The sequence below is a fragment of the Myxococcus sp. AM011 genome (assembly GCF_013372595.1).
Lineage (GTDB): Bacteria > Myxococcota > Myxococcia > Myxococcales > Myxococcaceae > Myxococcus > Myxococcus eversor.
In genome coordinates this window covers 1-21,889 of record NZ_JABXEM010000203.1, presented here as the reverse complement: position 1 = coordinate 21,889, position 21,889 = coordinate 1, and the positions used below count along the sequence as shown (strand labels likewise).

At 70.2% G+C, this 21,889-nt stretch carries 16 protein-coding genes; 6 read left to right on the top strand and 10 right to left on the bottom strand.

The features are described from left to right. Together HUW62_RS33460 and HUW62_RS33455 are read right to left on the bottom strand one after the other, a co-directional pair. The coding region (locus HUW62_RS33460) for an AAA family ATPase (RefSeq protein WP_176436722.1) at window positions 1-737 on the bottom strand (737 nt) is incomplete at its 3' end. Continuing rightward, complete coding sequence (locus tag HUW62_RS33455; RefSeq protein ID WP_176436721.1) at window positions 734-1,978, bottom strand: exonuclease SbcCD subunit D C-terminal domain-containing protein; 1,245 nt, start codon at window positions 1,976-1,978, stop codon at window positions 734-736. The genes HUW62_RS33455 and HUW62_RS33460, both read right to left, overlap by 4 nt. Window positions 1,979-2,214: 236 nt before the next feature. On the opposite strand from HUW62_RS33455, the gene HUW62_RS33450 reads away from it, so the two are divergent. Beyond that, window positions 2,215-2,850, top strand: coding sequence for a hypothetical protein (locus HUW62_RS33450; RefSeq protein ID WP_163869471.1), 636 nt, complete (start codon window positions 2,215-2,217; stop codon window positions 2,848-2,850). Here HUW62_RS33450 and HUW62_RS33445 read toward each other — a convergent pair. The 3 genes from HUW62_RS33445 to HUW62_RS33435 all read right to left on the bottom strand — a co-directional run bounded on the left by HUW62_RS33445 (window position 2,841) and on the right by HUW62_RS33435 (window position 8,352). Beyond that, window positions 2,841-5,606, bottom strand: a complete 2,766-nt coding sequence (locus tag HUW62_RS33445) for a PQQ-dependent sugar dehydrogenase (protein WP_163869472.1) — start codon at window positions 5,604-5,606, stop codon at window positions 2,841-2,843. The genes HUW62_RS33450 and HUW62_RS33445 overlap by 10 nt on opposite strands. Window positions 5,607-5,733: 127 nt before the next feature. Further along, entirely contained in the window at window positions 5,734-7,617 is a 1,884-nt protein-coding gene (locus HUW62_RS33440) for a hypothetical protein (protein WP_163869473.1), read from the bottom strand. A gap of 9 nt (window positions 7,618-7,626) precedes the next feature. Continuing rightward, window positions 7,627-8,352, bottom strand: a complete 726-nt coding sequence (locus HUW62_RS33435) for a 1-acyl-sn-glycerol-3-phosphate acyltransferase (RefSeq protein ID WP_163869474.1) — start codon at window positions 8,350-8,352, stop codon at window positions 7,627-7,629. 372 nt (window positions 8,353-8,724) lie between these two features. Between HUW62_RS33435 and zwf the strand changes: the two genes are divergently transcribed. The 3 genes from zwf to gndA are packed head-to-tail and all read left to right on the top strand — an operon-like array spanning window position 8,725 to window position 12,393. Next, a complete protein-coding gene (zwf, locus tag HUW62_RS33430) occupies window positions 8,725-10,266 on the top strand; it encodes a glucose-6-phosphate dehydrogenase (protein ID WP_176436720.1) in 1,542 nt (513 codons plus the stop codon). Then, window positions 10,263-10,934 (top strand): 6-phosphogluconolactonase, encoded by a 672-nt coding sequence (gene pgl, locus HUW62_RS33425; protein ID WP_163869476.1) that lies wholly within the window; start codon window positions 10,263-10,265, stop codon window positions 10,932-10,934. The genes zwf and pgl overlap by 4 nt, the downstream gene beginning before the upstream one ends. Before the next feature lie 22 nt (window positions 10,935-10,956). After that, complete coding sequence (gene gndA, locus HUW62_RS33420; RefSeq protein ID WP_176436719.1) at window positions 10,957-12,393, top strand: NADP-dependent phosphogluconate dehydrogenase; 1,437 nt, start codon at window positions 10,957-10,959, stop codon at window positions 12,391-12,393. Window positions 12,394-12,427: 34 nt separating this feature from the next. On the opposite strand, the gene HUW62_RS33415 is transcribed toward gndA, so the two are convergent. The 4 genes from HUW62_RS33415 to HUW62_RS33400 all read right to left on the bottom strand — a co-directional run bounded on the left by HUW62_RS33415 (window position 12,428) and on the right by HUW62_RS33400 (window position 16,647). Next, on the bottom strand, window positions 12,428-14,074 hold the full coding sequence (locus tag HUW62_RS33415; protein WP_176436718.1) for an acyl-CoA synthetase: 1,647 nt from the start codon (window positions 14,072-14,074) through the stop codon (window positions 12,428-12,430). Between the two features lie 237 nt (window positions 14,075-14,311). Further along, window positions 14,312-15,742: a zf-HC2 domain-containing protein gene (locus tag HUW62_RS33410; RefSeq protein WP_163869479.1), complete on the bottom strand. Its 1,431-nt coding sequence runs from the start codon at window positions 15,740-15,742 to the stop codon at window positions 14,312-14,314. Next, window positions 15,739-16,296, bottom strand: a complete 558-nt coding sequence (locus HUW62_RS33405; protein WP_163869480.1) for an RNA polymerase sigma factor — start codon at window positions 16,294-16,296, stop codon at window positions 15,739-15,741. Before HUW62_RS33405 ends, HUW62_RS33410 begins: the two co-directional genes overlap by 4 nt. 174 nt (window positions 16,297-16,470) lie before the next feature. Then, window positions 16,471-16,647: a hypothetical protein gene (locus HUW62_RS33400; protein ID WP_163869481.1), complete on the bottom strand. Its 177-nt coding sequence runs from the start codon at window positions 16,645-16,647 to the stop codon at window positions 16,471-16,473. Between the two features lie 148 nt (window positions 16,648-16,795). Here HUW62_RS33400 and HUW62_RS33395 point away from each other — a divergent pair, with 148 nt between their 5' ends. Then, entirely contained in the window at window positions 16,796-17,806 is a 1,011-nt protein-coding gene (locus tag HUW62_RS33395) for a cupin-like domain-containing protein (RefSeq protein ID WP_163869532.1), read from the top strand. Window positions 17,807-17,819: 13 nt separating this feature from the next. On the opposite strand, the gene HUW62_RS33390 is transcribed toward HUW62_RS33395, so the two are convergent. Continuing rightward, a complete protein-coding gene (locus HUW62_RS33390) occupies window positions 17,820-20,573 on the bottom strand; it encodes a CHAT domain-containing protein (RefSeq protein ID WP_176436717.1) in 2,754 nt (917 codons plus the stop codon). 492 nt (window positions 20,574-21,065) lie between these two features. Here HUW62_RS33390 and HUW62_RS33385 point away from each other — a divergent pair. Beyond that, a partial coding sequence (locus tag HUW62_RS33385; protein ID WP_176436716.1) for a polysaccharide lyase occupies window positions 21,066-21,889 on the top strand: 824 nt, incomplete at its 3' end.

Here is a 21,889-nt window from a genome sequence, read left to right as displayed (position 1 = left end):
TCCTCGACGAGCCGCCCCTCCGCCGCGCCGCGCTCCCCCGCCTCCATCAGCGAAATCGCCGCCAGCCCCTGCTCGCGGCGCGTCAGCTCCTCCTGCTCACCCTTGTTCTTCTCGTGGGCGGCCATGGACAGCCGGCTGTACACCTCCGTGCCCGTCATCCGCTCCAGCAGCTCCGCGCGCTCGTTCGCATCCGCCTTCAGGAAGGCCGCGAACTCGCCCTGCGCCAGCAACGCCGAGCGCCGGAACTGGTCGAACGACAGCCCCAGCCGCTCCTGGATGGCCGAGAGCACCTCGCCCTTGGTGCGGCCAAACTGCTGTCCCGTGGCCACCTCCGTGAGCGTCATCTCCTGCGGCCGGAAGCGCCCCTCCGCGCGACTGCGCGCCCGCCACACGGACCAGCGCGCCCGGTAGCGCTTCCCATCCTTCCCCTGGAAGTCCACCTCCGCGAAGCCCTCGCCCGCGCCTCGCCGCAGCATCCCGCGCACGTCGTACGCGGACAGCCGCGCCTCCTCCTCCTCGTCCGCGCGCCCTACCGGCACACCCCCGCGCCCACCCAGCCTCGGCGTCCGGTCGAACAGCGCCAGACACAGCGCATCCAACAGCGTGCTCTTGCCCGCGCCCGTCGCGCCCGTAATCGCGAACAGCCCCAGCCTGTCGAGCGGCGGCCTGTCCAGCTCCAGCGCGAAGTTCCCCGCGAAGCTCGTCAGGTTGTTGCCACGAATGCAGAGGACCTTCATGACGCGTCCTCCTGAACCTGCGTCAACAGCGTGTGGAACGCCTCCAGCAACACCTCGGAGGGCGGCTCCTCATAGTCCCGCGCATACCGCGCCCGGAAGACGTCCTCGGGCGTGCGCTCTCGCAGCGACAACCCCGGGCTCACCTCCGCCAGCGCGCCTCCCGTGCCCGTGTACGCGGGCGTCAGCTTCACCAGTCGCGCCGCGCGTCCCTCCAATGCCTTCTCCACCTTCTGCCGCAGCGACGGCTCCGGACGGGGCAGCGACACGCAGACCTCCAGATACGGCCGCCGCCACTCCTCCGCGTCCGCCTCCAGCGCCGGCAGCGCCTCCAGCAACGCCAGCACCTCCTCCAGCGTCGCGGCGTCCCGCGCCGGCACCCGCACCATCTCCGCGCGACGCGGCACCGGAAGCGACTGCACGCCCTCCAGCACGTCCCCCTTCAAGTCCACCAGCAACACCTGGTGCCGATACCCCGCCTCCGACAACGACAACGGCAGGGGCGAGCCGCTGTAGCGCACGCCCTCGCGCCCACCCACGCGCTGCGCCTTGTGCAGGTGCCCGAGCGCCGCGTACGCGACGTCGTCCGAGAACAACTCCACGGGCAGCGCATGCTGGTTGCCGCCAAGAATCTTCCGCTCGCTGAGCACCGACAGCTCCGAGCCCGTCATGTAGCAATGGCCCATGGCCACCAGCGCCTGCCCCGCCTGACGACGGTGCCTCGCGGCCTGCAGCACCTCCGAGTACACCGCGCGCACGCCCTCCACCAACCGGTCCCCCGCGTCCTCCGCCACCGGCGGCAGGTCCGACGGCCGCAGGTAGGGCACCGCCGCCACCCACGCCCCCACGCGCCCCTTCGCGTCGTGCACCGGCATCAGCAGTCGCTCCAGGTTCAGCGCGCCCCGCTCACGCGGCAGCCCGCCCACCACCTTCACGCCCAGCGCCGCGAACAGCGGGTCTGGCGCATCCAGCCGCGCGGCCGAGTCGTGATTGCCACCGATGACGACCACGTCCAGCCGGGGCAACCGCCGCCGGGCCTTCGCGACGAACTGGTACCAGGCCGCCTGGGCCTCCGCGCTGGGGTTGGAGGTGTCGAAGATGTCGCCGGCCACCAGCAGCGCGTCCACCGCCTGGGCCTCCAGCGTGTCCAGCAGCCACTCCAGGAACGCGCCGTGCTCCGCCTCCCGCGAGACGTCGTACAGCGTGTGTCCCAGGTGCCAGTCCGACGTGTGCAGCAAGCGCATCCCGCGTTCACCCTCCCTCACCCCACGGCACTCAGGCCGCCCGGCAGCCTCCTCCGGGGAAGCCGCCTGCTCCAAGCGCCGGGCGCCTGCTCCCTTACACGCTCCCTCTGACATATGGGCAAGCACCTGGAATTTCGCGGCTTTGCACCCCCACCCTGCCCCACGCGTCCTGAGGGCCCGGTGAACCCCAGAAGGTGACTGGCCGCGCCCGCCCCCTCGGGGAGATGCTTGCCTCCATGGAATCCGCCCTCTTCCCCGTGCTCGCGCTCCTGGGCACGGCGCTCTTCGCCGTGCTCGTCCTCGCCCTCGCCGCCAGGGACAAGCGTCGGCAGCGCAAGGCGTGGCTCGTCTTCGCGACGCGGCGAGGCTGGAGCTTCACCAGCTCCAAGGACTTCATGGAGGTGCAGGGGCTCCACCAGGACCGGCAGCTCTCCCTGCTCACCGAGGTCCGCGGCCGAGGCCAGGGCACGTACCATGTGATGGTGCTGCGCCTGGACGTGAGCGACCTGGTGCCCCAGGAGCTCCATCTAGAGACCGAGGGACTGGGCAACAAGTTCCTGAAGCTGTTCGGCGCGCGCGACGAGGAGCTGGGTGACGTGGCGCTGGACTCCGCGCTCGACTTGAAGGGCCTGTCGCCGGAGTCGCACGCCCTGCTCACCAAGCCCCAGGTGGGCGAACACCTGCTGCGCGCCCATCGTCACTATCAGCGCTTCTCCATCGTCGCCGGACTGCTGGAGGCGGAGCACCGGGGCGTCCCCCAGTCCACCGAGACGCTGGAGACCCACATCGCTCCGGCGCTCGCCCTGGCCGACACCCTGATTCAGGCGGCCGGGCGAGCACCGGTGCTCAAGGCACGCGTCCGTCAGTCCTGACGACGACGGCGGCGCGACATCGCCAGCGCGGCCAGGGCCACCCACGCGAGCGGGCCCACCGGCGCCGCGCCGCAGCCGCAGCCGTCATCCTCCCCAGGCGACTGGAGGATGGGACCGGCGTCGGGCCGCGCACCCGCGTCGGGCTGTGCACCCGCGTCTGGCTCCGAGCCTGCGTCCGGCTCCGAGCCCGCATCCGGAGGCCCCTGCGGCACCAGCGTGCAGTCGCCATCACCGACGCACACCTTCACCTCGACCTCGTTCCGGTTCCCCGCGGTGTCCACCACCGCGAACTTCACCAGATGGCCACCGGGTGCCAGGTCCGTCGTGTCCCAGCGGTTGTGCTCGCCGCCGAAGTGGAAGTGGTTGTCCGTGCGCTCGTCGACGTAGCGCTGCTCTCCGTCGACGAAGAACTCCGCGCGCGTGCAGCCGGAGTCGTCGATGCAGTCGCCGTAGAACTCCGCGGACGCACCCGACACGCGCTCCTCCGCCGTGGGCCGCGTGAGGACCGCGACCGGTGCCTCGTCCGCCTTCACGGTGATGGAGAAGGTCTGCGTCGCGGCCGGGGACACGGTGTTGACCACGCGCACCACCACTTCCACCGTCATGGCCGTGGTGGGCGTCCAGGAGATGAGGCCCGTGGCCGCGTCGATGGACATGCCCGGCGGCGAGGTGGTGAGCGAGTACGTGGGCGCCGGCCGGCCCTGCGCTTCCACGTCGTAGCGGTACGGGTTGCCCACCACCGCGGTGGTCAGGGCCGTGGAGGTGATGACGGGCGCCAGGTCCTGCTGGTCCGCCTCGGTCACCGTGACAGCGCGCGAATCCAGGCCCGTCGCGGACACGGTGAAGGTGGCGACACCGTCCGCGTTGTCCGCGTCCGAGGCGGCGCTCAGCGTGACGGTCTGCGGCGTGTTCCAGTTGGCCGGAGTGAAGGTGAGCGAGGCACCGGACTGCACGGAGAGGTCCGTGTCGCCCGCGGTACGCGCCACCGTGACTGTCACGTTGCTCGCCGGCGCGCGGTTGAGTGACACGTCGAACGTCGCCGTCTCACCCTCGGTGACGCGCACGTTGCTCGACGAGAGCACGAGCTGCGCGGAGTTGTCCTCGATGGTGGTCGCGAGCACCGACTCGGAGGTCAGCCCGCTCGACGCCACGGTGAAGGTGGCCGTGTCCACGACCGCGTCCGCATCCTCCAGCGCCTCAATCGTCACGACGCGGGGAACGCTCCAGTCCTGCGGCGTGAAGGTGAACGTGGAGACACCGGACAGGCGCAGGTCGGTGCTGCCGCCCGCCGCCCGGAAGGCGTCCACGACGACCGGAGCCGAGGGAGCCTCCGCCAGCCGCACGGTGAAGGTGGCCCGGCCCCCCTCCACGACGCGAGGATAGAGCCCGGACACCACCAGGCGCTGTCCGGGGGCGGTGGGCACGATGCGGCGCAGGCGTCCGTTGGAGACGCCGATGGTGTACAGCGCCCCGTCCGGTCCCACCGTCGCGTCGACATACGAGCTGAAGCTCGTCCCCCACAGGTCCACCTTCGCCACGGTGTTGTCCTCCGCCAGCGTGACGCGCATGAAGTTGGCGGAGTTGTAGTCGCCGAAGAAGTAGTTGCCGCGGTACTCGGCCGGGAAGAGCGTGGAGTCGTAGAAGACGCCACCGTTCATGCAGCCCCCCAGCTCCTGCGTCTTCGCGGTGCCACCGCCACTGCTGACATCGGGCAGGCCCGTCTGCGTCAGGGTGAAGGTCGTCGCGCTGGGGGTGCTGGCGACATAGAAGTCTCCGTTGAAGGACGCGTCCGCGACACCTTCGATGGTGAGCTTCTCGCCCTTGCGGAAGCCGTGGGTGCCCGTGGTGGTGAAGGTGGCGACGCCGCCCGCGCGCACGGCTCCCGTCCCGGTGAGGGTGCGCGTGTCCAGGTTGTTGGTGCGGTACTTGATGACGGGGGTGATGTAGTCGTTTCCGGCCGGCTGGTTGTTCTCGTAGTCGTTGTAGCCGGCGTGGTTGCGCCGGTTCACGACGAAGGTCTGCTCGTAGCCGGTGCCCACCACGTTGACCCAGAGCAGGCCGGTGCTCGGCTGGAAGGTCAGGGTGAACGGGTTGCGGAAGCCGCGCGCCCAGACGTACTCGTTGTTCGGCCCCACGCCGTCGTTGAACGGGTTGTCGTTGGCGGGCGTGCCGTTGCGGTTGGCCCGGTTCACCTTCGCCGCCATCGACGTGAGGTCCGCATCCACGCCGGTGCCGTTCCCCAGGTCACCAATGGAGAAGTACAGCTTGCCGTCCGGCCCGAAGCCGATACCGCCGCCATCGTGGTTCTCTCCGCGCGTGGGCAGCCCGGAGACAATCACCGTGCGCGCCGTGCCCGTGCCGTTGGAGTCCGTGTAGCGGACAATCTGCTGCTGCGTGGCGGAGACGGTGACGAAGACGTAGACGTAGCGGTTGACGATGTAGTTCGGGTCGAACGCGATGCCGATGACGCCGCACTCGCTGTTGGTGTGGACGGCCGGCTCTGTCGCGAACAGGCTCGTCACCAGCGTGGTGCCGCCCGGCGTCGTCGTCTGCGGCAGGCCGTTCGCCGTCGAGACCACCCGGATGGCCCCCGACTTGATGGTGATGAACAAGCGCCCGGAACCATCGGGGGCCCACGCCATGCTCGTGGCCTGGTTCAGGTCATTCGACTGAAAGAGCGTCTCGGTGAAGCCCGTCGGTACAGCGGCCCAGGCGGGCGCGGCCAGCAACAGCAGCAGAGTCAAGAGTTGGCGCATGGCCCGGAAGATACAGCACGGAGCACGGGCGCCCCGTCCTTCAGTTGGCCGCGCCGCGCGAGCTCGCACCCTCACTAGTTTCTTCCAGCGAGGCCGTGGCCTTCGCCCCCCGGTGGCGTCGCGCCACCTACCAGTCGGCGCGAGTGACGCGGTACATGACGGCGGAGCTGAGGGGGCAATCGAAGAGATGCTCGAAGGCCTGCCCCCGCGCGCGCAGCAGGCGCTCCGCGGGGCTCCCCCGACGCACGCTCACCCAGCGCGGCCGGAGGGCGCGGAGCTTGTCGAGGTACATGCCGTCATCGCCCTCGTGGTTGACGTACTCGACGCGGTTGCGCAGGTCCTCCGTCCAGTACTCGCCCAGGAAGGACGTCGCGCTGTCGTAGGCGACCACGTCACCGGGGCGCAGCTCCTGCTCGCGCAGGCGCATCGCGTCCAGCGGCCACAGCCAGCCAATCTGCAGACGAATCCTGTCTTCGTCCCGCACGTCCGGCGAGGCGCGCGGGCCCACCGTCGGCAGCACGCGATAGCCCACCGAGGCCTTCGCGAAGGACGCCACGCAGAGGAACGCCGCGAGGGCGGACAGCGGCGCCTGGAGATAGCGCGTGCCCACCTGCCGGTGCAGCACGGCGAATGCGACCAGCCCCGCGGCGGGAAGCGCCAGCGTGAAGCGCCCCCACCACGCGGCGGGCACCAGCACCGCCAGGCCCGCGAGCAGCGACAGCGACAACCTGAACCAGCGCTCGCGACTGAAGAGGGCGGAGGCGCTCACCCACAGCAGCGCGGGCAGGAGCAGATACGGAAAGAGCCAGCCAAAAGCGCGCTCGCGCACGTCGGGCCAGTACATCCCCTCTCTCGCGCTCCAGTTGTCCACCATGCGCTCGAACGCTCCGGGCGCGCCGAAGAAGGCGGGCGGCCCGGCGATTTCATCCGCGCCGATGGTGCCCACGAGCTCCCGGCCCAGCACCCGCATCCGCGCGGGCCAGAACGGATTGCCGGTGCGCGCCGCGTTCTCCACGTACGTGGGCGCGCCCAGCCAGAGCAGCAGCGACACCGCGAGCCCCGCCTGCCCCAGCGTCCGCCACCGCGCGCCCTTCGCGCGCCACAGCACGAGCCCCCCGCGCACGAGCAGCAGCGGCGACAGCAGCGCGAGGTGGAACAGGCCCGTCACCTTGGTGCCCGCGTACAGGCCCAGCGCCAGCAGCGTCAGCGTGCGCGCGACGGGGCTCCAGTCCTTCTCGGTGAGGAAATAGAAGGCGGTGATGAACAGCGCGCCCGCCACCACGTCCGCGTGCGAGGTGTGGAGCTGGAGGAACACCGCCGGCAGGGCGAGCCACATCGCGCCCAGCGACGCGGCCAGCGCGGGGCTCGCGCTCGCACGGCGACAGAGCGCGGCCACCGCGAGCGCTCCCAACAGGCCGAAGGGAACCTGCGACAGGTCATCCAGGCGCGTGTGCCGGGGCAGCAGCACGTTCCAGACGGAGAGCAGCTCGGTGAGCTCGGGGTAGCCGTTGACGTACCAGACGGAGGTGTCCACCCAGGCGATGCTGCCCGTCTGCACCGCGTAGTTCGTCTTGGGGACGTGGTACCAGACGACGTCCCAGGCCCAGTTGGGGAAGGACCAGGCGATGACACTGGAGAGCATGAGCGCGCACGCTGCGGGCAACAGCGCCCAGGCGGCCAGCTCCTGGCGCCGATGGATGTCTCGCAGGAGCCGCACGGGAGCGCCTACGTCCGCGCGCAGCCGGGCGAGCAGTTGCGCGACGCCAACGCGCGACACAGCCACCGCGAGCATGGCGCCGTGGAGCACGAGCCCCGCGACAGCGAGCTGCACGCGGCCCAACTGCCCCAGCAGGCCCAGTCCCTGGACACAGGTGAGGATGCTCGCGGCACCGAAGAGGAGCGCGGCCATCCAGCGCTCCAGCGTGGAGCGCTCACGCAAAAGCGCGGCGGACAGCGCCCAGGCGGCGACCACCGCCAGCCACGTCTCCAAGGTCCAGAGCAGCCAGCCCATGCGCGTGACTCAGCGGCCCACGGCGAGGGTGCGCTCGTACAGCGTGCGCACCCGCTCCGCCAGCTCTCCCGCGTCCTGTCCCAGCGACTCCGGTGGCAGGGCAGGAAGCACGCGCACGCGCATGGACGCCCGCGCGTTCATCCACGGGCCGTCTCCGTCGAGCAGTTGCGTCGTGCCCTCCACGACGATGGGCACCACCGGCACATGCTCCTCCAGCGCGAGCTGGAAGGCGCCGCGCTTGAAGGGCAGCCGCTGGCCACCGGTGGCATAGGTGCCCTCCGGGAAGATGAGGACAGGCATGCCCCGGCGCAGCCACTTGCGGCACGGGTCCAGCAGTTGGTGCAGGGCGCTGGACGAGCCCCGGACGATGGGCACGTAGGCCAGCAGCGTCATCATCCAGCCCACCAGCGGCAGGTTGAACAGCGACGCCTTCGCCACGAACTTGTACGGGTGGTTCAGCCCCATGACGGCGAGGATGTCCATGGCGGACTGGTGGTTGACCACGATGACGCACGGGCCTTTGGGCAGGTGCTCCTTGCCCTCGAAGCGCGTGCGCCAGCCCGGGGACAGGTGCAGCCACAGCCAATGGCACCAGCCACACACCAGCCAGTGCAACATCCGGCGGTCCCGGTCGAAGGGACAGGTGACCAGCAGCAGCAGCGCGCCCAGCGTGAAGAGCACGGGCGCGGTGAGCAGGAAGACGACCCAGAACCAGACGGTGACGAGGTACTTCATCGAGGAGGGCCGGAAGGCTCGAGGCGATAGGTCATCATCGGACACCGGACATAGCGTGCCGGGAGGGGGCGATACAGCCACCACCGCCCGGGCACGCGCGAGACGCCTGCCCGGAGGGCGGGCGTCTCAGGGCAACAGGATACCCCGAATCGCCTCCTTCGAGGCATCGAAGCAAGCCTCCCAGGCCACCACGGATGGAAGGCCGATGACCCGTGCGACCTCCGAGGCCCGCCGTTAGAGCAGGCCCCCGGGGCGCGCTTTCGGACGCTCCAGACGTCACGCGCACATCACTGCACGCACTCTGGCTTGCCGCGAGGCGACTGGAGCGGCGTAAGGTGCCCCCCCACGAAGTCACTCCGAGGAGGCAACGGAATGGACGCGCAGGGCCTGCACATCGAGACGCACCCCCGAGAGGGAGACCCGCTGCTGCGCGCCACGCGCCCGGACCCGTGCACGGTGGTGCTCTTCGGCGCGACGGGAGACCTGGCGCAGCGCAAGCTGTTCCCGGCGCTCTTCGAGCTGGCGCGCGCCAACCTCCTGCCGGACCACTTCTCCGTCGTCGCCTTCAGTCGCTCGCAGCTCGACGACGAAGCCTTCCGCGACCACGTGAAGGAGGGGCTGAAGAAGTTCGCGCGCACCCAGCCGCTCGACGAGGCGACGTGGCAGAAGTTCGCCCCGCGCCTGGAGGGAATCTCCGGCGGCTATGACGACCCGGCCGCCTTCAAGCGCCTGCGCGAGCGGCTGGAGCAGGTCGCCCAGCGACAGGGCACCGAGGGCAACCAGCTCTACTACCTGGCCACGCCCGCCTCCACCTTCCCCCAGATTCTGCACAGCCTGGCCGGCGCCGGACTGGTCAAGCGCGAGGAGCACCCCCTCCAGAAGCCCTGGCAGCGGCTGGTCATCGAGAAGCCCTTCGGCCATGACTTGGAGAGCGCGCGCGCGCTGAACCGCGAGCTGGCGGCGGTGCTGGACGAGAAGCAGATCTTCCGCATCGACCACTACCTGGGCAAGGAGACCGTCCAGAACATCCTGGTCTTCCGCTTCGCCAACGCCATCTTCGAGCCGCTGTGGAACCGCAACCACATCGACCACGTGGAAATCACGGCGGCGGAGTCCATTGGCGTGGAGGGCCGCGGCGGCTTCTACGACGAGACGGGCGTCATCCGGGACATGGTGCAGAACCACCTGCTCCAGGTGCTCGCGCTGTGCGCCATGGAACCGCCGGTGTCCTTCGGCGCGGAGGACATCCGCGACGAGAAGAACAAGGTGTTCCGCGCGCTGCGCCCCGTGGAGGGCAAGGAGGTGGCGCGCTCCGTGGTGGCCGGCCAGTACGAGGGCTACCTCAAGGAGAAGGGCGTGAAGCCCGACTCGCGCACGCCCACGTACGTGGCCATGAAGCTCAGCGTGGACTCGTGGCGCTGGGAGGGCGTGCCCTTCTACCTGCGCGCGGGCAAGGGCCTGAAGAAGCGGATGACGGAGGTGTCCATCCACTTCAAGTCGGTGCCCGTCGGCCTGTTCTCCGGCGAGGGCGCCACCTGCCAGCGGCTGCAGCCCAACGTGCTCACGGTGCGCATCCAACCCCAGGAGGGCATCGCCCTCTCCTTCGAGTCCAAGGTGCCCGGCGAGGACGTCAACATCGCGGGCGTCACCATGGACTTCAACTACGAGGAGAGCTTCCAGAAGCCGGTGCCGGAGGCGTACGAGCGGCTGCTCCTGGACTGCATGCGCGGCAACGCCACCCTCTTCGCGCGGCAGGACAGCGTGGAGCAGGCGTGGGCCTATGTGACGCCCATCCTCCAGGCCCTGGAGTCCGGCGAGGGCGGCACGGTGCACTCCTACGCGGTCGGCAGCACCGGCCCCCAGGCCGCCTCCGCGCTGCTCGCCCGCGACGGGCGACGGTGGACGCAGCTATGAACTCGCTGCCTCCCCGCGTCCTCCCGCCGGAGAACCTGGCCCGCGCCGCCGCCGAGTGGATGGCGCGCTCGCTCCAGATGTCGCTGGCGATGAACCGGCGGGTGAGCCTGGCCGTGTCGGGCGGAGGCACGCCGGGGCCCGCGTACCGGGAGCTGTCGCGCCTGGTGCTGCCGTGGGAGCGGGTGGACCTGTACTTCGTGGACGAGCGCTTCGTTCCGCCGGATGACGCGGACAGCAACTACCGCATGGTGGAGGAGACGCTGATTGCGCCGCTGCGGCTGTCGCCGTCCCAGGTGTTCCGGATGGAGGGCGAGCGCGGGGACCGCGAAGTCGCAGCGCGCGAGTACGAGGCGCGCCTGCCGCCGATGCTGAACGTGGTGTTGCTGGGGATGGGAGAGGACGGGCATACGGCCAGCCTCTTCCCCGGCCACCCGGCGCTGGAGGAGAAGAGCCGGCGCGTGCTGTCCGTGGTGGGCCCCAAGCCGCCGCCCTGGCGGATGACGCTCACGATGCCGACGCTCCTGTCAGCGAGCGCGGTGCTGATGCTGGTGGCGGGCGCGGGCAAGCGGGAGACGGTGCACCGGGCGCTCGCGGGAGACCTGGCGCTCCCGGCGGCCCGGGTGACGAATGCGCAGTGGATGTTGGACTCCGCCGCCGCGGGACGGTGAGCGGGCCATCTTCGGAGGAATCATGAGTGCGGCAGCGAGCGCCCAGACGGGCGCGCAGTTCGGCGTGGCGGGAATGGGCGTCATGGGCGCGGCCCTGGCCCTGAACATCGCGGACCACGGCTTCCGGGTGACCGCCTGGGACCGGCATCCGGAGCGCATCGACGAGATGCACAAGAAGTACGGGCATCCGGAGATAAAGGGCACCGCGTCCCTGGAGGAGTTCGTGTCGCGGCTGGAGCGCCCCCGGCGCATCCTGCTGATGATTACGGCGGGCGCGCCGGTGGACCAGATGATGGAGCGGCTGTTCCCGCTCCTGTCGCCGGGCGACGTCATCATGGACGCGGGCAACTCCTGGTTCCAGGACACGCGGCGGCGCGAGGAGCTCTGCAAGACGAAGGGCTTCCACTTCCTCGGCGTCGGCGTGTCCGGCGGCGAGGAGGGCGCGCGGCACGGCCCGTCCATCATGCCCGGCGGCCCGACGGAGGCGTATGCGCTGGTGAAGCCGGTGCTGGAGTCCATCGCCGCGCGCACGGACGAGGGCCTGTGTGTCACCCACGTGGGGCCGGATGGCGCGGGCCACTTCGTGAAGATGGTGCACAACGGCATCGAGTACGCGGACATGCAACTGCTCGCGGAGACGTACGACGTGCTGCGCCGGGGCCTGGGCCTGTCGGCGGAGGGCGTGGCGGACCTCTTCTCGCAATGGAACAAGGGCATCGCCGAGTCCTTCCTCCTGGAGACCAGCATCAAGGTGCTGCGCAAGAAGGACGCGGAGACGGGCAGGCCGCTGGTGGACCTGGTGCTGGACAAGGCCGGGCAGAAGGGCACGGGCAAGTGGACGGTGCAGGTGGCGCTGGATTTGGGCGTGCCGATTCCCTCCATCGCCTCCGCGCTGGATGCGCGCAACCTGTCCTCGATGAAGGACCAGCGCGTGGCGGCGAGCCAGAAGCTCAAGGGCCCCTCGGAGGCGCTGTCCGCCGAGGAGAAGGCGCAACTGGGCGCGTGGGCCCATGACGCGCTCTACGCGGCGCGCGTGGTGACGTACGCGCAGGGCATGCGCCTCATCCAGACGGCGTCCGAGGAGTACAAGTGGAACGTCTCCCTGGCGGAGATGGCGCGCATCTGGCGGGGCGGCTGCATCATCCGCGCGAAGCTGCTCACCCCGCTGCGCGAGGCCTTCACGCGCCAGCCGGAGCTGCCCAACCTCCTCGTGTCGGACGCCTTCGCGCCGGTGCTGGAGAAGATGGCGCCGTCGTGGCGCAAGCTGGTGGGCACGGCGACGAAGCTGGGCATCCCCATCCCCGTGTTCAGCTCGTCGCTGGCGTACATGGACAGCTACCGCAGCGCGGAGCTGCCGCAGAACCTCACCCAGGCCCAGCGTGACGACTTCGGCGCGCACACGTACCAGCGCCGGGACAAGCCCGACGCCGGCTTCGTGCACTCGGACTGGAGCAGCTAGCCAGGCGTTGAAGCCTGGAGCCGGGGTGACGTCCTCACCCCGGCTTCGGCGGCGTGGCGCGCAGCTCCGCGCGGCGAATCTTGCCGCTCACCGTCTTGGGCAGCTCGGTGACGAACTCCACCTCGCGCGGGTACTTGTACGGCGCCGTGGTGCGCTTCACGTGCTCCTGGAGCTCCTTCGCCAGCGCCTGTGACGGAGTGAAGCCCGGGGCCAGCACCACGTAGGCCCTCACGCGCTGGCCAATCTTGTCGTCCGGCACGCCAATCACCGCCGACTCCGCCACCGCCGAGTGCTCCAGCAGCGCGGACTCCACCTCGAACGGCCCCACGCGGTAGCCGGACGTCTTGATGACGTCGTCCGCGCGGCCCACGAACCAGAAGTAGCCCTCCGCGTCCCGCACCGCCCTGTCCCCGGTGACGTACCAGTCGCCCCGGCGGCAGGCCGCGTTGGCCGCGTCATCGCCCAGGTACTCCTGGAACAGCCCCACCGGCCGCTCCGGCGCCACCCGCACCGCGATGTCGCCCTCCTGGCCGTCCTTCACCTCCTGGCCCGTGTCGTCGATGACGCCCACGGTGAAGCCCGGGGACGGCTTGCCCATGGAACCCACGCGCGGCGCCACCGAGGGGAACATGCCCACCACCACCACCGTCTCCGTCTGGCCGTAGCCCTCGCGGATGTGCAGCCCCGTGGCCGCCTTCCACGAGTCGATGACCTCTGGATTCAGCGGCTCGCCCGCGCTCACCGTGTGGCGCAGCTCCGTCAGGTCCACGGCCTGGAGGTCCTGAAGCACCAGCGCGCGCCACGCGGTGGGCGGCGCGCAGAAGGTGGTGACGCGCTGGGACTCCAGCACCTCGAGAATCTTCGCCGCGTCGAAGCGGCCCCGGAAGTCGTAGACGACGTTGCACGCGCCCTGGCTCCACGGCCCGAAGAGCTTGCCCCAGGCGCACTTGGCCCAGCCCGTGTCGCTCAACGTCAGGTGCCGGTCCTCCGGCGTCAAATCCAGCCAGTAGCGCCCGGTAATCACGTGGCCCAGGCCGTAGCTGGCGTGCGTGTGCAGCACCATCTTCGGCATCCCGGTGGTGCCGGACGTGAAGTAGATGAGCAGCGGGTCCTCTGCCCGCGTGGGCGAGAAGACCTGGCCATGCGCGCCGGTGCCCAGCGTGCCCGCCTCGTAGGAGACCCACGGCGCGGGCGCGCCCTTGCCCACCGCGACCCAGGTCTCCACGCGGCCCGTGCCCGCGAGTCCCTCGAAGCGGTCCAGGCAGCTCATGTCCGCGATGACCGCGTTGGCGTCCGCCGCCACCAGCCGGTAGCGGATGTCCTTGACGGTGAGCATGGGCGTGCCGGGCATGAAGACGATGCCCGCGCGGATGCAGCCCAGCACCATGAACCACCACTCGGGGACGCGGGGCATGATGATGAAGACGCGGTCGCCCTTCTTCAGCCCCAGGCCCGTGAGGAACTGCGCGGCATGAATGGAGCGCTGCCGCACGCCCTGCCACGTGAAGCGCTGCTCGCGGCCGGACTCGTCGGACCACAGGAGCGCCAGCGACTCCGGGCGCTCGGCGGCGTGCCGGTCCACCACGTCGGTGGCGAAGTTGAAGTGCTCGGGCCGCTCCCATCGGAAGTCCCGGTGGGTGGCCGCGTAGTCGCTCATGTTGCGGGGCGCGAACTCTGGCATGCGGGCGAGCCTGCCACGCAGGATGCGCCCGTGCGCGACACGAGCCCGCGTTCGCACGGTGGACAACAGCGCGGCAGCCAGATGGGCGGCGCGCGGCGGGCATCCCTCCAGGAGTGACCTCCACGCCAGCACCGCGCGGTGCCCCAGGCCCGGAGTGACGACTCCCTCCAAAATGCGAAGGGGCCGGCCCTGATGGACCGACCCCCTGACGGCTTCAGGCTCCGAAGAAGCGACTGCTCAGTTCAGCTCCATGCACGGGACGATGTTGCCCAGCCCGTTGCACGTCAGCATCGCGTCCATCAACTGCTTCTCAGCCAGCGCCGTGTGGCCGGCGGCCAGCTCGCGGCGGATGCCCTCGCGCTCGGCCAGCAGGTGCAGCCACGGGTCCGGCGTGCCCTCGGCGAAGCCGCGCAACGCGCTCAGCGCCGTGGCATCCACCACCGCGCTCCCCGTGTGCACCAGCGCCCCGAAGTAGATGTCCCGCTCCCCCGAGCGACGCAGCGACTCCAGGAGCGCCGTGGCGTCCTTCTTCGTCTCGCGCTCCCTCAGGAGCCCCGCATATCCCTGCGCCAGCGGCGCCCTCGCGGCGAAGTCCTTCGTCGCCACCTGCCGCACATACTCCTGCAGCACCGAGCCCCCACCCAGCGTGTCCAACTCCTTCGCCAGCGGCAACAGCGCCTCCACGTCCTCCTTCGAAGTCACGGTGCGGACCGCCTCGTACAGCGCCGCGCGAGCCACCACCGGCCGCTGCGCGAGCTGCTTCACGTCCCAGGGCGCGTCCCCCGTCAGCGTCAGCCACGCATCCGTGACTTGCCGCCGCCACCGCACGCGCTCCTCCGCCAGTTGCGTGCGCAGCTCCGCGGCCATCCGGCGGGCCTCCGCGCTCCAGCCCTCTTCACCCAGCGAAGCCACCGTGTCGAACGACGCAGCCGCGCGGTCCAGCAAGTCCCGCTCGCGCAACACCAGCGCGCGGTTCCACAGCGCCTGCGCGTGATTCGGATTCTGCCGCAGCGCGCTCGTCAAGAGGCCCAGGGCCTCCTCGTACCGCTGCCGGCTCAGCGCGACGACGGCCTGGTCGTTCGCCTTGTCCGCGGACTCCGGCTCCCGGCCGAGGAACGCCTCCGCCTGCTGCCAGTCACCGCGCAGCGCATACGCCGCGGCGATTCCCCTGAAGTCGTGCCGCTCCTCCAGCTCCGCCAGCGGACGCAGCGGCAACATCTCCGTCGCCTGGCTGGTACCGCGCATCGGGCTGTAGGGGAGGAAGCGGTCCGCCTTCGGGTGACTCAACCGCGCCTCGAAGGTGCGGGAGTCCGCGCTCGAAAGCCATACCTCGCCCGGAATCTCCACCGGGGCCTGAAAGCGGATGAACACCGTCGCCAGGCCCGCCGCCATCGCCAGCGGCAGCGCCGTGCGGTAGACCTTCTGGAGCCTGGCCCGCAGCGGCACCACCTTCGCGGTCACCGGCTCCACCACGTCCGGCGACTCGGCCACGGGCGCCGCGCCCCCCAGCGCCCTCGCGGCCAGCAGCTCCAGTTGCAGCAAGTCCCTCAGTCCCGACTCACACTCCGCGCACCGCGTCAGGTGCTGGCGAAAGGCCTCCGCCTCCGTGGCGGACAGCTCTCCGTCCACGAAGAGGTGCAGTCGGTTGTTGGTGCATGGCGTCGTCATGAGCTCGTTGCCCCCCGCTCCCGGGCCACCGCTACCTGTGGCAGCAGCAAGTCCTTCAGGTCCCTGCGCGCCAGGGTGAGCCAACTGCCCACCGTGCCCACGGGAACGTTGAAATGCTCGGCGATGGCGTTGTAGCGCTTGCCCTCGGCGTGCAGCCGGTAGGCGTCGCGCAGGTGCGGCTTCAGCCGCTCCACCGCTTTCTGGAACTCCTCGGTGCTGACCAGCTCCCAGTTCTCCTGGGCCTCCCCCTGCGCCACCCCCTCCTGCACCAGGGCAAGGTGTGGCATCCCCCGCGACTCCGTACGCTGCCTGCGGCAAAAATCCAGGAAGCGGTTGGTCATCGTCGTGCACAACCACGCCGCCGCCGCCGCGTCCGTCCGGTCCTTCAACGCCTCGAATTCGTTCATCGCCCGCTCGAAGGTCTCCTGGACCAGGTCCTCCGCCTCCAGGCTCGAACGGGCGGACAACCGGCGCGCCAGACCCAGCAGGCTGGGCCGGTGCTGTCGGATGAACGCCTCGTAGCGCCTCCGCTCCCGGTTGAAGAGATTTGCCATGTTGTCCTACATGCTCGCGCGGCAGGTTTCCCAGTCAAAGACGCGAAGGCGCCCGTTCCTTGAGAAAAAAGTGCAAGGACACAGACAAGCAAATGCCCGGAGGGGGGTCATTCCCGTCCGGGCATGGATCTCCAGGGGTGGGGTGCGGGCCCCGCCGCTGGTGAGGGAAGCGGCCTAGCGGGGCTCCGGAGCGGAGGCCAGGGCGGGGGTGGACGGCATCGGCAGAGGCTTGCGCTGGCGCTGAACCCCCACCTCGGTGGCGCAGTCCACGTAGTTGTTCTTCACGTGGGCGTCCGCGGCACTCGACTCGACGACTTGGACACTCGGGGACTGCTTGGAACCGGGCGTCATGCGCTCGCTCCTCGTGCTGGGATACAGGCAGCACGTACAAGTTGCTGGTGGATGAAACTTTGAAGCTGTCGCCGTCCTTAACATGCTCCGCTGCGTTTCCGTGAGAGGGCGGGGGGTGGCTTGAGTCATGAAATCCAAGGATTTCTCAATGAGCGCGGATGCGTCCCGGTTGGCTTTGGAATGGCAGGTCTGGCTGGTGGAGAACCTCGCGCTGGGGGTGACGCGGGAGGAGGCGTGTCGCGCATTGATGGGCGTGGGCGTGGGTGAAGACGTGGCGAGGGAAGAGGTGGCGCGCGTGGAGGCGCACCCGTTCTTCCAGGCGTGTCAGCGGTTGGGGCGGCGCTACGGTTGGCTGGAGTCCGTGATGGATGTCTACAGCACGCTGCACCGGCAGTCGGGCGGGCATGCGGGGCTGGAGCGGCGGGAGGGGTTGAGCGCCGACGAGTTCTTCACGCGCTACTACTTCGGGCACCGGCCGGTGGTGCTGACGGGGTTGATGAAGGACTGGCCCGCGCTGGAGCGCTGGACGCTGCCGTACCTGGCGGAGCGCGCGGGGGACGCGGAGGTGGAGGTGATGACGCGGCGGGAGTCGAACCCGGACCACGCGCCCGAGCCGGAGAAGCACCGCGAGACGATGCGCTTTTCCGACTACGTGCACCGCGTGGCGACGGGCGGCGCGACGAACGACTACTACATGGTGCCGCGCAACGAGAACTGGCAGCGCGACGGCCTCAAGCCACTGCGCGACGACGTGCGCGCGCCCCAGGGCATCATCGACGCGCAACTGCGGCCGGACATGATGACGCTGTTGTTGGGCCCGGCGGGCACCGTCACCCCGCTGCACCACGACAACATGAACGTGCTGCTGGCGCAGGTGATGGGGCGCAAGCACATCAAGCTCATCCCCTCCTTCCAGCGGCACCTGATGTACCCGCGCTACGGGACGTTCAGCCACGTGGACGCGGCTCATCCGGACGGCGAGCGCTACCCGCTGTACTCGGAGGCGCACGTGGTGGAGGCCGTGCTGGAGCCCGGGGAGCTGGTGTTCATCCCCGTGGGCTGGTGGCACTGGGTACACGCGCTCGACGTGAGCGCGTCCGTCACGTTCCACCACTTCCTCGTGCCCCAGGGGAACACGTACCTGCCCACGCCCCTCTGAAAGAGGCCCAGGCTCAGTCGGACGTCTCCACCAGCAGCACGTGGTGCGTCCAGCCGTTGCGGGCATCGCGCGCGAGCCACTTCTGTCGCTCGTCGCGCAGGGCCACCGCGGGCGCGGTGCCCTGGCGGATGCGCTGGCGCACGCCGTCGAAGAAGCGGCCGGCCGCGTCGGGGATGTCCACGGTGGAGGCGAGCACCGCGCGCGCGCCCGCCTCGATGAAGGCCGCGGGCAGGCTGAAGGGCTCGTGCGTGGTGGTGGAGGCCAGCCGGCCCGCGCTGCACGCCGCGAGGAAGACGAGGGGCGCGGCCGCCAGCCTCTGCTTCCGGACGATGTCCGCCGTCAGCGCGTAGCGGCCGTTGCCCTCGGGCGACAACACCACCAGCGCGGCGTCGGAGAGGACGGGGTCGCTGATGCCGTGCGCGTGAATCTCGATTTCCGTCGCGTCCGACATGCGGGAGAGCACGCGCGAGGGCGTGGCGTCCGAGCCCGACAAGAGCTCCAGCGCCGTGGGCTCCGGCTCGGTCGGCGGCGTCCAGTTGGGCAGCCGGGGCAGTTGCAGCAGCGCGGGCGCCTCCACGCTGGAGACCACCAGTCGGCGGGATGTGGGCGCCCCTCCGGCGGGCGGGAGCGTGCGTCCCATGCGGAAGCTCCACGGCTGCTCCGAGGGAAGCAGGTCCGTGCGCCCGAAGACGGGCGCCCAGGCCAGCACGTCCACCTGGGGGCAGCCTCGCAGCGCCTGCCGCACCCGCTCGGGGACGAGCTGCGCGCTGAGACTCTCGGCGAAGGGCGCCTTGCGGTCTCCCTGGTAGTCACCCACCAGCTCGCCGTTCGGTCCACGCGCGACGGCCACGGAGCGCTCGCTGTGCACGGCGGCGGCCAGCGCGCACTTCGCGGGGACCTGCGTCTCCAACTGCGCGGCCATCAACTCCAGCACCCGCGCGTAGTCGCCGGTGCGCCCCGCATCGGTGACGAGCGAGGAGTAGCTCAGCGTCCACGACTCGCGCGCCAGCACGTCGGTGGACGGCAGCTTCCGCGCGTCCTCGATGGCGCGCGTGAGCAACTCCACGCCCCGCGCGTGCTCCCGGTCCAGCGCGAAGCGGCCCTCGATGTAGCGCGCATATACCGCGTCGCCGGGGATGGGATTGCTGACCCGCGCGACGTCGAGCACGTGGTGCAGCCGCTCCGCGTCCTTCGGGTCTGGATGCGCGCGCGCCAGCTCCGCGAACGTCGCGCCGAACATCAGGTCCAACGGCGCCTGGGGGCACGCGGCGGCGGCGTCCAGCGCGCCCCGCGCGGCCTCCGGGCGCAGCGCCAGGTAGTACGTGTGGGCCTGATTGATGTGGGACCAGTAGCAGGTGTCGATGCGATCGCGCCCGCCACGAGCGGACCATTCCTCCACGTAGGCAATCGCGCTGGAGAAATCGCCGCGGTCTCTCGCGATGTGGTTGAGGTTCTCCAGCGCCGTCAGCTCCAGGTCCCACTCCTGGAGCTGGCGCGCCCAGGACCAGGCGGTGCGCGTGTGCTGCTCGGCCTCCGTCAGCCGCCGCAGGTCCGCGTAGAGGATGCCCAGGCGGATCTCCAGCTCCACGCAGCGCGTGGAGAAGGCGCCCTCGCGGCAGCGCTGGAGCGCGTTGAACAGGCGCTGCTCGGCCTTCCACCACTCGCCGTCCGCCGTCTCCTTGCGCGCGAGCTCCCGCTCCAGGAAGAGGTTGAACCAGGAGTCCTGCTCGCGCTGGGCGCGAGACACCAGGTCCGGCAGGTAGCGCAGCGCGGCCTTGTTGTGCAGCGCCAGCCCCACGAAGAGGTCGTCCTCCCCGGAGGCGCGCACCGACTCCACCAGCGACTCCGGCGCGCTGACGCGCTTGCGCACCAGCTCCGCGTAGCCCTTCGAAAGCTCGCCCCGGCGGGCGAAGTCGCGAGAGGCGACGCGCGTCACGTAGTCCCCGAGCGAGGAGCCTCCCTGGATGCGGTCCAGCTCCCGCGCCAGCGGAATCAACGCCAGCACGCGCTCCTTGGACGGCGCCGCGCGGACCACGTCGTAGAAGTGCTGCCGCACGACGCCCGGGCTCTGACGCGCCTCCTGGAGAGGCAGCGGCGCTTGCGCGTCGTCCATCAGCGCCAGCGTCGCGTCGCGCGCGCCACGCCACTTGCGGGCCCGCTCCTGCGTCTCCTCGCGCAGCGTCAGCGCGTGCGCCTTCGCCTCGCGGCTCCACCCCTGCTCACCGAGCGCGGCCACCTTCTCGAAGGTCTCCGCCGCCTTCATGGTGAGGCCCATGTCGCGGAGCACCAGCGCGCGGTTCCACAAGGCCTGCGGGTGCGCGGGCTTCGACGCCAGCACACCGTCCAACAGGCGCAGCGCCTTCTCGTGCGCTCCCCGCGCGAGGTGCACGGCGGCCAGGTCGCTGTCGCGGTCCGGTGACGCGGTCATCCGCTCCAGGAAGGAGCCGGCCTGGTTCCACTCGCTCTGCAAGCCGTACGCGGCCGCGATGCCCGCCCAGTCGCCGTCCTCCTCCAGCCGGGCCAGCTCCTTCAACGGAATGGGCTCGGGCGGAATGAGACAGCCACCGGCGGAGACGCGCGGGCGATAGCGGTCGGCCTCCGGATAGGTGAGTCGGGCCTCGATGCGCGCGGATGCCCGGCGCTCGGCCCAGAACCGCGTCTCCACCCCGTTCCCCCCGGACGGTGTGCGCGCGAGCAGGAAGGTGACAACGAGCACGGGCGCGGCCAACGCCAGGACCAGTGCCTTGTCGTACGTCGACTTCAACATGCTGCCCCCTCGGGCAACTCCCCCAAGCAGCCGCCCACGCGTCGGGTTCTACACCAACCCTCCTGCTGTCGCCGACTTTCGACGGAAATGAGACACCCCGCTCCTCCGAGGAGGACGTTCGGGAGTCCACGTCCGCCTCGTACGAACGGACATGTCTCCAAATCCTCGCGCGCGCGGAGGACGCAGGTCTGGATTTCCCGTGCAACGGCAGACGTGCGGGACGACGGCGCGTCCCCAGGCCGGGCAGCAGGCGAGCCGCGCGCGACGAGAGGTGGCTCGGGCACCCACCCACGACGCGGCGCTCCATCCCCCGAGAATCATTGCGTCATGAGACAAGCGGCGAACGAGGACGAAGGCGCCGTGTCGCTTCGAGCCACTGCGAGCAAGCGACCGAGGGCACGACGTCCTGGGGGTTGGCAGCCAGTCACGAGCGGGAAGTAGCACGCCCGGCCGGGTGTCCCCATGCGCCAACCCGGAATGAAAGGACCTCGTTTGACCGCATTCCTTCGACTCGCCGCCCTGGTGTTTGTGGTTCCCTCACTCGCTTCCGCTGAAGTGGTGTGGAAGGGCGACTTCGAGACCGGAAACATTTCGCAGTGGACGCGCTCGCAGAGCGTCTCCAACAGCCGCCTCCAGGTGGTGACGGACATGGTGCGCGAAGGCCGCTATGCCCTGAAGGCCACCGTGCGCCAGGGCGATGACCCCATCGGCGCGAGCGGCAACCGCAACGAGCTGCTCTACATCAGTGAGGAGAAGACGGGCTCCACGTACTTCTACAAGTGGAGCACGCTGTTCCCGCAGAACTACCCGCTGTCGGACGGGTGGCAGGTGTTCGCGCAGTGGCACCAGGAGGGCTGCTGTGGCTCGCCGCCGCTGGAGTTCTTCGTGAAGGGAGACCGGATGTTCCTGCGCGTGGGCGGCTCCGAGGCCCCCATCTCCTGGGAAGGTCCCCTCTCCCGAGGCGAATGGCACGACTTCGTGCTCCAGGTGAAATGGTCGTCCAACACGAAGGTCGGCTTCGTCCAGCTCTGGCACAACGGGAAGGTGGCGCTGCCGAAGACGATGGGCGCCACGCAGTTCGGCAGCGAGATGAACTACCTGAAGCTCGGCCTGTACCGCGAGGACACCATCAAGCCCGAGGCGAGCGTGTACCACGATGGCTTCACCATGAGCACCGCGCTCGAGGACGTGATGCCGCCCGCGCCGGCTCCCGAGCCCGTCCCCGAGCCCGCGCCGGAGCCGACCCCCACGCCCACTCCGACGCCGACTCCGGATACCACGCCGACGCCGGAGCCCACCCCCACCCCGATTCCCAC